The organism is Halobacterium sp. CBA1126, from assembly GCF_009741975.1.
Lineage (GTDB): Archaea > Halobacteriota > Halobacteria > Halobacteriales > Halobacteriaceae > Halobacterium.
Map to the genome: position 1 here is coordinate 1 of NZ_WPCF01000085.1, position 11,328 is coordinate 11,328.

Genomic DNA, 11,328 nt, shown 5'->3' on the forward strand with positions numbered 1-11,328 from the left:
ATGCCGCGGCCGTCGTCCTCGACGTAGAACCCGTCGCCGCCCTCGAGCGTACCGACCGTCACGGTCACGTCGACACCGGCCTCCGCTGCGGCCTCCTGCCCGGGTTCGGGGACGGGGTTCTCGGCCCCGTGCTCCACGGAATTCCGGAAGAGGTTCTCCAGCAGCGAGCCGAACCGCGAGGGGTCGGCTTCGAGGGTGGTGTCGCCGGCGACGTCGAGAGTGGCGCCGGCGGTGTCGACGTTCGCCCACGCGTCCTCGGCGGCCGTCGACAGGGCGTACTCGCGGACGTCGTCGAGGCTGCGGCCGTGCCGGGCGAGCGCGAGCACGCTCTCGATGATCTCGTGCATGCGGTCCAGGGACTCCTCCGTGCGCTCGAAGTACTCGTCGTCGCCGGTCTCCTCGGCGAGCTCGAGGTAGCCCCGCGCGACGTTCAGGGGGTTGCGGAGGTCGTGGCTGACGATGCTCGCGAACTCCTCGAGGCGGTCGTTCTGGCGTTCGAGCTCGCGCTCGTGTTCCTTCCGGTCGGTGATGTCCGTGTACATCGCGTAGCCGTGGATGTTCGGCTCGTCGAGGCGGAACGGGACCACGTCGAGCAGGAAGTCCCGGGGGCCGTCGGCGGTCTCCCGGCGCACCTCGACGTTGACGTTCTGGCCGTCGAAGAGCTTCTGGTTGTACTCGTCGGCCTTCTCCTGCCGGTCGACGGGGATGATGTAGTCGTCGATGTTCTCGCCGACGAGTTCCTCCTCGCTGTAGCCGAACACCTCCTCGAAGGCGGGGTTGACGGCGCGCACGATGGGTTCGTCGTCCTTCACGACGAAGCTCGCCGTCGGGCTCGGGACGTTCTCGAACAGCGCCGCGAGCCGGCTGTGCTCCCGGCGGAGGTCGGCCTCGCGGCGGCGGAGCTGACGCACGCGCTCGGCGCGGTCGAGGGCGGCTTCGGTGTTCGTCGCGAGCACGCGCACGAGGTCGTGGTCGGTGCCGTCGAAGCTCCCGGACTCGGTCGCGCCGACCATCAGGACGCCGTGGTCGCCGAGCGGGTGGATGATCTCCTCGCGAATCGGCGTCTCGGGGTTGTGGACGCCGGGCTGCTCGTGGACGTCGGTGAACGTCGCGGGTTCGCCGGCGTCGTAGACGTCCCACGCGAGGCTCGCTCCGGCCTCGAAGGCGGGGGGTTCGCTCCCGGTGACGGGGTCCGAGACGGACGCCGGGCGGAGCTCGTCGGAGTCGTCCGCGGCGTAGAACACGCCGACGTACGGGAGGTCGAGGAGGTTGCCGGCGGCTTCGACGACGACGCTCGCGATGTCGTCGGGGTCGTCCTCGACGAGCATCCGCCGGGTGGCGTCGTGGAGGCCGGTGAGGGTGTGTTCCCGGTGACGCTGTTCGGTGACGTCGCTGACGGTCGCGAACGCGTCCGGGCCGTCCTGGTGGAGGAACTGCTTGACCGTCACCTCGAAGACGCGGTCGTCGCCGTCCTCGGCGAACCCGGTCTCGAAGGTCTTCGCACCGTTCGCGGGGACGAACTGGTCGGCGTCGGCGTCGAAACAGCGGCTCAGCGACCTGCCGCGGAGCGTCGCCTCTGGGGCGCCGACGACGCGCTCGGCGGCGTCGTTGACGAGCCGGACTTCGGTGTCGCCGTCGCTTGTGACGTCGTAGAGGACGAGCGCGTCGTCGTTCTGCTCGAACAGCTCCCGGAAGCGGGCCTCGCTCTCGCGGAGCTCGCGCTGCGAGCGGATGCGCTCGACGGCCTGATAGGCGTGGGAGGCGAGCAGCTCCGCGAGTTCGACGTCCTCGTCGTCGAAGCCGGTGCGCTCGTCTCTGCCCGCCTGGAAGACGCCGACGTCGCCGATGGGGACGCTGACGACGGACCGCGGGCCGTCCTCGGGCGGCTCCGGGACGCGGGGGTCCTCGCGGACGTCCTCGACCAACTGGGGTTCGCCGGTGCGGTAGGTGTCGCCGGCGATGCCCTCCGCCGTCGGGAAGCCGTCGACGTCCGGGGGGCGGCCGCTCCACGAGCGCACGGTCAGCACGCCCTCGGCCTCCGTCAGGACGACGGCCGTGGAGAAGGCGAAGGCGGCTTCGGCGGCGTCGGCCATCGCGCCGTAGACGTCCTCGACGGCGTCCGCGCTCGCCACCTCGGTGGCGTACGCGAGGAGTTCGCTGCGGTGGTCGCGGTCACTCGTCATCGCCGTCCTCTGCGGAGAACTGCCGGAATAGCACCTCGTAGTCCTCGTCGTCGAGGCCGCCGACGACGTCGTCGAGCCGGTCCCGGAGCTCCGCCAGGCGGGCCTCGAGCTCGTCGAACTCCTCGGTGTCCGTGACGTTCAGGTCGTTCGATTCGGCCAGCAGCGCGTGCTTGCGCGCCGCGGCGAAGTACTCCTGGACGGCGTCGTCGTACGTGGAGCGCCGGAGCAGCCGGTCGACGGTCTCGAGCAGCGTCTCGCGGTCGACCGGCTTGCGGAGGTAGTCGTCGAAGCCGAGGTCGACGATGTCGAGTTCGGGCTCGACGGCGGTCACCATCGCCACTCGGCAGTCGAGGCCACGCTCCCGCGCGGTCTCGAGGACGTCGTCGCCGGAGACGCCCGGCATCTGTCGGTCGAGCAACACCACGTCGACGTCCTCGTCGAGGGCGTCGAGTGCGGCTTCGCCGTCGTAGGCGGTCTCGACGCTGTACCGGTCGCGGAGCCAGATGGCGTAGAGGTCGGCGAGGCCCTCCTCGTCGTCGACGACCAGCACCGTGGCTTCGTCGGCGGTCGCGTCGTCCGAACCTTCGTCTGTCATAGTTGTCCGCGCACCGCGGGTCTGGCAGACCTTCGGAGTGTACCTATTTATCACTTGTTGGTCACTCTCGTTTTTGGCAAGCCTAAAATAACGGGGCGTCCTACCGGCTTCCATGTCCGACTCAGACGCGCCGTACACGCTCGACGATGTCACGGTCGCCATGGGAACGTACAACGAGGAAGCCGCCATCGGAACCGTCCTCGAAGACATCGACGACGTCACCGACGGCCGCGCGTCCGTCGTCTGCGTCGACAGCTCGGACGACCGCACGCCCGAAATCGCCCGCGAGCACGGCGCCCGCGTGGTTCGACAGGAGGCGCTCGGCTACGGCGTCGCCGTCCGCTCGGCGCTGTACGAGGCCGACGGCGACGTCGTCGTCACGACCGACTGCGACGACACCTATCCGATGGAGCGCATCCCCGACTTCCTCGAGTACGTCAACGAGGGCTACGACGTGGTCAGCGGCGACCGCCTCTACTGGGGCGCCGACGAGATGCCCGCCGTCAACCGCCTCGGCAACGCCACGTTCGCCGCCATCGCGTCGCTGTTCGTCGGCGAGCGCCTCCACGACACCACCACGGGGATGCGCGCGTACCGCCGCGACGTCGTCCAGAACATCGACTGGACGCAGAACACCGGCCTCTCCGCGGAGCTGCTGATTCGCCCGGTCTGCCGGGACTACGACGTCCTCGAAGTCCCCATCGAGTACGACGAGCGCCTCGGCGAGACGAAGCTCGACCCGCTCTCGGGCGGCGCCGAGATCATGGGCTCCATTCTGAAGGTCTGCGGCGAGGAGCGGCTCCGCGGCCTGCTCCACTGACGCAGCCGCCCGGGCGAGCGTATAAGCTACTCGGCCGCGTAGGCCGCTCATGACGCGAATCACCGGGACGCGCTGGGTCGCCGAGGAGTCGGTCGGGTCGGGGAAGGCGTTCGCGGTCGTCGACCGCCACGTCGGCGCGTGGCTCCCGCTGGCGTGGAAGCTCGCCGCCCTCTACGCGGCGTGGATTGGTCTCGCGCTCGCCGCGCGCTCCGTTTTCGTCACGCCCGAAGTCGTCCAGCTCGCGGCCGTCGCCTACTGGTTCGGCTCGCTGTTCGCCGTCGCCACCGCCGCCGGCGGCGCCGTCGTCGTCCTGATGACCGTCCTCGACCAGCGCCGGCTCGCCGCGCGACAGGCGTAACTCACTGACTGCGCACCGACACGTTCACGTACGAGCCGTCCGGCCCGACGCCGGGCACGTACGCGGCGCCGCCCTCGCAGGTCTGGAGGTCCGTGCAGAGCTCGCGGTACGGCGTCAGCACGCGGTACTCGCCGTCCGCGCGCTCGACGGGGAACCGGACGCGGTACGCGAACCCGGCGCCGTAGCCGCCGTCGACGTGCGCGTCCAGCGCGACGCTCGCGCCGTCCTCAACCGGAATCGAGGCGTTCGCGTCGGCGAAGCGACCCGGCCGTCCTCGACCACGAGTTCGACGCCCATGCTCGACGCGTTCCCGGGCGACCGAGTGAGGTACGTCTCCTCGCCGTCCGCGGACAGCGTGAACGTCACCATCGCCACCCACGACGGCACCCCGAGCTCGGCGTCGACGGTCAGCGACTCGCCGGACGCGAGGCGGACGCGCTGGAGGTGCGGCTCCACGGGGTCGCCGCCGTACGGCGACCACGGGCCGCGGTAGACGTACCGGTAGTAGTCCCGGTCGGGGTACTCGGCGGCGATGTCGAGGGTCTGCTCGTCGATGGCGTACACCGTCCGGCCGTCGAAGCCGGGGTCGTTGCGCAGCGGCTGGAACGGGTGGTTCAGCCAGTCGCCGTAGGGGTCCGGCAGGAAGACGACGCTGTTGGCGGGCGGCCGCGGCTCGAACGGCTCGTAGGCGGCCTCGTAGTGGTCGGTGATCTCGGCGTTCTCCCGCACCTGCTCGGCGGTCGCCGACGCCGCCGCGCCGCCGAGCACGCCGCTCGCGACGAGCAGGACGGCGAGCGTGACGGCGAGGGCGGCGTTCGCGGAGAGCCGGCTGGCGGCCGCCTCGCGCAGTCGGTCGGCGGCCGCGAGCAGGCTCGTCGCGGCGAACGCGCTCACGGGCACGAGCAGGTCGAAGTGGTAGTACGGGCCGAGGGTCGTGATGAGGCCGTTCGGGTCCTCGACGTCGCCGAGGACGTTGAAGTTCCCCCAGAAGTAGAGGTTGCCGACGATTACGGTGGCGGCGACGCCCGCGAGCACGGCCTGCTGCCACGCCCACCCGCGGCGCTGCGTGACGAGCACGCCGAGCACGGCTATCGGCGCACCGGCGACGCCGAGCGGCGCCCACTCGGTGACGAACTGCTCGAGCACGCTGGCGTTCGCGCGGGCCGCCAACTCGACGGTGTAGTCGATCTCGTGGCCGAGAATCTCGCGGTGGCCGAACCCGAGGCCGTCCAGCGGCGCGAACGCCTGGTACGGGAACACGAACGGGTCGCCGGTGACGACGGCGTTGTAGCCGAGCGTGACCGCGACGCCGCAGAGGCCGAGGCCGGCAGTGGCGACGCGGCGGCGGAACGGCGCCGACAGTTCGCGCTCGCGCAGCGGCTCGCGGAGCGTCCAGACGGCGTGGACGATGAACGGCGTCGCGAACAGGACCGCCGTGTACGGCCGCGAGAAGAACGCGAGCCCGACGGCGGCGCCGGCGACGGTCGCCCAGCGGACGCTCCCGGTGCGCTCGGCGCGGAAGTACGCGAACGCGAACGCGAGGTTCAGCATCGTCGTCGGCGCGTACGGCAGGAAGACCGCGGACTGCACGAGGAACAGCGGCGAGCAGAGCATGACGACGCCCGCGAGCAGGCCCGTGCGGTGGTCGAACGCCTCGCGGACGACGCCGTACAGCAGCCCGACGTTGGCGGCGGCGACCGCGGGGAGCGCGTACCGGTACGCGCCGACGAGCTCGCCGAGCGCGTAGATGGCCGCGGTGACGGGCGCGTACTTCGAGTAGAGCCCGCGCGGGGACTCCACGAAGAACCACGGGCGGAACGAGCCCTCCACGGGCGGGTGGAGGAACAGTTTGCCCTCCAAGAGCATCGCGGCCTGCTGGAGGTAGACCGCCTCGTCGTGGTTCGTGGAGTGGTACGGGAAGACCGTGACGGAGAGCGCGAACGCCGCCACCCCGGCGACGACCGCGAGCGCCGCGGGCGTCAGGAGGCGGTTGGCGCGAAGGCGGGCGAGGAAGGAAGTCGCGCGGCCCTCCGTCATCCTTGCTTGGGGTACCACGCCAGCGAGTGGTCCGCGACGAGGTCCACCGTGACTGGTTCGCCGACGCTCATGTCCTCGGCGTGGTTGTGCAGGCAGCGCACGACGTCGCCGTTGTCCAGTTCCACGTGGTAGATGAACGACGGGCCGGTGTACTGGCGGCGGACGATGGTGCCGTTGGCGTTCGCCTCGTTGTCCGGGACGGCGCGGAGGTCGTCCGGGCGCACGAGCACGTCGACCATCGCGCCGGCGTAGCCGTCCGCGAGCCCCTTCAACAGCGTGCGGTCGTAGCTCCCGATGGACGTGTCGACGGTGTCGCTGCCGACGCGCGCCGAGAGGAACCCCGCCTGCCCGAGGAAGGACGCGACGAACCGCGACTCGGGGTGTTCGAACACCTCCTCGGGGTCGCCGACCTGTTCGAGGCGGCCGTCGTTGAGCACCGCAACGCGGTCCGAGATGGAGAGCGCCTCCTCCTGGTCGTGGGTGACGGAGACGGCGGTGACGCCGGCCTCCTTGAGGATGCGCCGGACCTCCTCGCGCATCTCCACGCGCAGGCGGACGTCCAGATTCGAGAACGGCTCGTCCAGCAGCAGGATGTCGGGCTCGGGCGCGAGGCTGCGCGCGAGCGCGACCCGCTGCTGCTGGCCGCCCGAGAGCTGGTCGGGCGAGCGGTCGCCCATCTCGGGCATGTCCACGAGCTCGAGGAGGTCGTCGACGCGCTCGTCGGCCTCGTCGTCGTCGCTATCGGTGAGCCCGAACGCGATGTTCTCCCGCACCGAGAGGTGGGGGAACAGCGCGAAGTCCTGGAAGACGATGCCGACGCCGCGGGACTCGGCCTCCACGAACGTCGACGGCCCGGCGACCTCCTCGCCGGCCACGGAGATGACGCCCTCGCTGGGGCGTTCGAGGCCGGCGAGCATGCGGAGGGTCGTCGTCTTCCCGCAGCCCGACGGCCCCAGGAGGGTGAGCAGTTCGCCGTCGCGGACGGACAGCGAGAGGTCCGCGACCGCGGTCTCGGCGCCGTAGCGCTTGGTCACGCCGTCGAGGTCGAGGACCGCGTCGGCGGCGTCGGTCGGTCCGTCGGGCTCGGGGTCGACCGTCGCGTCCGTCGTGAGTTCGCTGTCAGCCATTGTATCGTTCCTGTGCGAGGATGACGACCATCGAGAGCGCGGAGATGCCCACGAGCACGAGCGCGGGAATCGCGGCCGCGCCGTACGAGCCGGCTCCTCTGACGAGCCAGATGTACGAGACGAGGGTTTCAAAGCCTATCGGACTCAGCATCAGCGTCGCCGGCAGCTCCTTCATTGTCGTGAGGAAGACCAGCGCGGCGCCGGCGGCGACGCCGGGCGCGATGAGCGGCAGCGTCACCTTCCGGAACGCGCCGAACGGCGACCGGCCGAGCGTGCGCGCGGCCTCCGTGAGCTTCGGGTCGACCTGCAGCACGGACGAGCGCACGGTGCCGACCGCCTGCGGGAGGAAGCGCACGACGTACGCGAACACGAGCACCGGGATGGACTTGTACAGCGACTGCACGAGCCCGGTGACCGTCTCCTCGCCGGCGGGCAGCCACCACGTCAGGAGGTCCGCGCCCGTCGTGAGGTACAGCAGCGCCAGCCCCACGACGACGCCGGGAATCGCGTACCCGACGTACGTGAGCCGGTCGAACACCGTCGACAGCGCGGAGTTCGAGCGCGCGCCGTAGCCGGCGACCGGCAGCGCCATCAGGGTCGCGGCGAGCGCGGCGGCGACGGCGACCTTCAGGGAGTTCCACGCGACCGTCGGGTCGAACTGGAAGACGGTCTCGCCGCCGCGGTAGAGCCACCAGCCGAGCACGCCCAGCGGCACGCCCAGACAGAGGACGGCGACGAGCGCGCAGAACGCAAGCGCCGGCCACTTCCAGAGGCCGAGCTCGATGCGGTTGGGCTGCCGGGAGCCCCGGGAGATGTAGGCGGTCGTCGAGTCGCCGACCCGGGACTCCAGGGCGAGAACCACGGCGACGATGGCGAGCAGCTGGAGGGAGAGCATCGCGGGGTAGCCCTCGGGGACGCCGAGGCTGCTCTGCGCGACGTAGATCTGCTGGGTGAACACCTGGTAGCGCATCAGCGACGGCGTCCCGAAGTCCGACAGCGCGTACAGGGAGGCGAGCAGCGTGCCGGCGGCGACGCCGGGCGTGATCTGGGGGACGGTGACGCGCTTGAACGCCGCCCAGCGGGAGTGGTTGAGCGTGCGCGCGGCCTCGACGAGCGTGCCGTCGAAGGATAGCAGGGCGGCCCGCGTCGTCAGGAACACGTACGGGTACGTGAACAGCACGAGGACGAGCGCGGCGCCGTGCAGCCCGTAGATGGCGGGGATGCGTTCGACGCCGAGCGGCGCGAGCAGGTCCGCGAGCTCGCCGTGCGGGCCGAACGCCGCGATGAACGTGAACGCGCCGATGTAACTGGGGACGACCAGCGGGAGCGCGCCGACGACGGTCCAGAACCGCCGGAACGGGAGGTCCGTCTGGACGGTGAGCACGGCGAGCGGGACGCCGACGGCGACGCAGCCGACGGTGACGATGGCGGTGAGAACGAGGCTGTTGATCGCCACCTGGATGCTACTGGACTGGGTGACGAGGCCGAGCAGGTGGCCGAGGCCGTAGTCGGCGGCGCGGGCCACGAGCACGACCACGGGCAGCGAGACGACCGCCGCGACCGCCCCCGCGGTGACCGCCAGCGAGAAACCGGTGGCTTCGTCGGTTTCGTCGCCGGCGTCGTTGCGGAGTCGGTCGAGGCGGTCGCTGGCTGCCATCTACGCGAGGATGCCGACGTCGCGCAGCAGTTCGAGGGTCGGCTGGATGTCCGAGAGCTTCTGGAAGTCGAGCTCCGGCGGCTCCAGCTCGTCGAGGGTGGGGAGCGGGCCGACCGGCTCGACGCCGGGAATCATCGGGTACGCGAACCCGCGGGTCGCGAGGTACTCCTGGGCTTCCGCGGAGAGCAGGTGGCGGATGAACCCTTCGGCGAGGTCCGTCTGCTCGGTGCCCTCGAGGACGGAGGCGCCCGCGGCGTTCACGAGCGAGCCGGCGTCGTTCTGCGTGAACGTGACGTCGATGGGGGCGTCCGGCCGCCCGGAGAGCACGAGCATCGTGTAGTAGTGGTTCGCGAACCCGGTGCCGAGCTCGCCGTTGGCGGTCGCCTGCGCGACGAGGTACTCGTTGTTGTAGCGGTTGACGTTCTGTTCGAGCATCCCGTTGAGCCACTCGCGGGTGGCCTCCTCGCCGCGGATGTGGCGCATCGCGGTGATGAACCCGTGGAACGCGCCGTAGGTGGGCGCCCAGCCGACGTTGCCCGCGAACCGGGAGTCGTTCGCGAACGCGTCGATGCTGTCGGGCATCTCGGACTCGCTGAACTCGTTGGTGTTGTACGGGATGGCGCGGGAGCGGCCGGCGACGCCGACCCACGTGTCGTCGGGGTGGTAGCGCTCGAAGGCGGGGGAGACGGTGTCGCTGGAGAGCGTGGTGGCGGCGCCGTTCTCGGAGACGTACGCCAGCGAGCCGATGTCGACCGACCAGAAGACGTCGGCCTGCGTGGTGCCGGCCTCGTGCTCCTCGACGATGGTGTTCGCGAGCTGGGAGGACGGCTGGGTGTCCCACGTGACCTCGAAGTCGTCGTAGTACTCGTTGAACAGCTCCATCAGGTTGACGTACCGGCCGCCCTCGCCGCCGCCGAGGTAGACGGTGAGTTCGCCCTCGAGGTCGTCGAGTTCCTCGATGGAGGTGCCGCCGGGGGCGGGGCGGTCGGAGACGTACGCGCCGGAGCCGCGGAAGTCCGTGAGTCCGGGCCGGTCGTCGCCGCCGCCGTCGCCGCCGTCGTCTCCGCCGCCGCCGAGGATGCCGGAACAGCCGGCGAGTGCGGTCGTCGACGCTACACCTGCCGCCGCGAGGAAGCGGCGACGCGTCTGGGAAGTGTGCTCTGTCATGTGTTGAATTAGGTCGGCCTAAATCTCTTATAACTACCGGTTCGTGCTCAGTCGTCAGCGGGGGCCGCCGTGCGGCGGTCGGCCAGCGCCGCACAGCAGTCCACCCAGTCGAGGAGGTACTCGCCGCACTCCTCGAGGAAGGCGCCGTTGTTGTACTCCTCGTAGTCGCCCTCGACGAGGCGCTCGCCGACAGCGCGGGCGACTGCCTCGTAGGAGTCCTCGTCGGGGTCGACGGCGGCGACCTCCTTCCAGAAGTGCTCGTTCAGCTCGAGGCCCGCGACCTCGTTGGCGAGGTCGTCGAAGGTCGACCGCGGCGCCTTGTTGTGCTCGCACAGCGGCGCGCCGTTGTAGAGTTCGCCGCCCACGACGTCCGCGGCGCGCTTCAGCAGCACGCCGCTCCAGATGTCGTCGAAGCGCCCGACGTCCCACGGGTTGTCGTCCATCGGGAACTGGTAGAACGCGGGCACGACCTCGCGGCGGAACGCGAGGTTCATCGAGCACACCGTGAGGTAGTTGTCCTCGGCCGCCACGAAGTCGCGGTCGAAGTCCTCGAAGTCGGTGCGCGTCTGGGCCTGTCCCTGCAGGTCGCCGTCCATCAGGATGCGGACCGCGTCGAGGTCCGGGACGTTCGTCCAGAGGCCCTGCGAGGCGACCACGTGGTCGGTCTCGGTGGTGTCCGTCTCGACGTCCTCGTCCATCGCGGAGTAGGGGTAGCCGCGCGGGTAGAGGTCCGAGTCGGACTGGTAGAGGACGTTCACCCACTGCTCGTCGGAGGAGACCTCCTCGACTTCGCCCTCGTGGTGGAGGTTCTCGAGGTGGGTGCCGAAGAAGTCCCACTCGTCGTGGGGGAGCGTGTCGTCGTCGATGAACACGCCGTACTCGAAGTCGTTCGCCCAGAGGTACAGCAGGCCGAAGGAGGTCTGGGCGTGGCTGGCGGCGGGAATCAGGTGGCTGTACTCCTCGAGGCCCTGTTCGTCGAACCAGTCCTCGCGGGCCTCGCCGTCGAAGACGGCGCCCGCGACGCCCTCCTCGTCGAGCATCGCGCGCATCCCGTCGGTGTCACAGAAGTCCTCGGTGACGAGGACGACGAACAGTCGGTCCAGGTCGAAGCCGTGGTCGCGGGCGTTCTGGAAGTACTCCCGCATGCACTCGTACTCCCGGATCGTCGGCACGACCACGCAAACGTCTCGGGTCATCGGGTACTCCCGTCTATTTAGGCCACCCTAAAATGCGTGTCGATGTTTAGGCCGGCCTAAGCGTCAGGCGAGCCCCGCGACCGACTGCTGGAGGCGCACCGTCGGCGGCACCAGCAGCCCGCCCAGCAGCACGAGGAACACGTAGAACACGCCGTCGGCGACGGCCGGCGGCGCCAGCAGCGCGAGCG

The 11,328-nt window shown here is 70.4% G+C and carries 9 protein-coding genes; 2 read left to right on the forward strand and 7 right to left on the reverse strand.

Translation table 11 applies throughout. From position 1 onward, the window contains the following. Positions 1 to 2,183: GAF domain-containing protein (locus tag GJ634_RS11420; RefSeq protein ID WP_157502897.1), on the reverse strand; the 2,183-nt coding region annotated here is incomplete at its 3' end. After that, positions 2,173 to 2,778 carry a response regulator transcription factor gene (locus GJ634_RS11425; RefSeq protein ID WP_157502898.1) on the reverse strand — a complete coding sequence of 202 codons (606 nt, stop codon included), beginning with the start codon at positions 2,776 to 2,778 and terminating at the stop codon, positions 2,173 to 2,175. The genes GJ634_RS11425 and GJ634_RS11420, both read right to left, overlap by 11 nt. A 112-nt stretch (positions 2,779 to 2,890) precedes the next feature. On the opposite strand from GJ634_RS11425, the gene GJ634_RS11430 reads away from it, so the two are divergent. Next, entirely contained in the window at positions 2,891 to 3,598 is a 708-nt protein-coding gene (locus tag GJ634_RS11430; RefSeq protein ID WP_157502899.1) for a dolichyl-phosphate hexose transferase, read from the forward strand. 49 nt (positions 3,599 to 3,647) lie between these two features. Further along, positions 3,648 to 3,956, forward strand: coding sequence for a hypothetical protein (locus GJ634_RS11435; RefSeq protein WP_157502900.1), 309 nt, complete (start codon positions 3,648 to 3,650; stop codon positions 3,954 to 3,956). Positions 3,957 to 4,070: 114 nt separating this feature from the next. Here GJ634_RS11435 and GJ634_RS11440 read toward each other — a convergent pair whose 3' ends face one another. From GJ634_RS11440 to GJ634_RS11460, 5 genes are read right to left on the reverse strand one after another with little or no spacing between them, the layout of a single operon-like run. Further along, positions 4,071 to 5,993 (reverse strand): glycosyltransferase family 39 protein, encoded by a 1,923-nt coding sequence (locus tag GJ634_RS11440; protein ID WP_331714132.1) that lies wholly within the window; start codon positions 5,991 to 5,993, stop codon positions 4,071 to 4,073. Continuing rightward, positions 5,990 to 7,120 (reverse strand): ABC transporter ATP-binding protein, encoded by a 1,131-nt coding sequence (locus GJ634_RS11445; RefSeq protein WP_157502901.1) that lies wholly within the window; start codon positions 7,118 to 7,120, stop codon positions 5,990 to 5,992. The genes GJ634_RS11440 and GJ634_RS11445 overlap by 4 nt, the downstream gene beginning before the upstream one ends. After that, the gene (locus GJ634_RS11450; RefSeq protein ID WP_157502902.1) at positions 7,113 to 8,777 is read right to left on the reverse strand and encodes an iron ABC transporter permease; all 1,665 of its coding nucleotides are present in this window, start codon (positions 8,775 to 8,777) and stop codon (positions 7,113 to 7,115) included. Before GJ634_RS11450 ends, GJ634_RS11445 begins: the two co-directional genes overlap by 8 nt. After that, positions 8,778 to 9,944: an extracellular solute-binding protein gene (locus tag GJ634_RS11455; RefSeq protein ID WP_157502903.1), complete on the reverse strand. Its 1,167-nt coding sequence runs from the start codon at positions 9,942 to 9,944 to the stop codon at positions 8,778 to 8,780. 47 nt (positions 9,945 to 9,991) lie between these two features. Continuing rightward, a complete protein-coding gene (locus tag GJ634_RS11460) occupies positions 9,992 to 11,140 on the reverse strand; it encodes an alpha-1 4-glucan-protein synthase (RefSeq protein WP_157502904.1) in 1,149 nt (382 codons plus the stop codon). Positions 11,141 to 11,328: the final 188 nt, after the last annotated feature.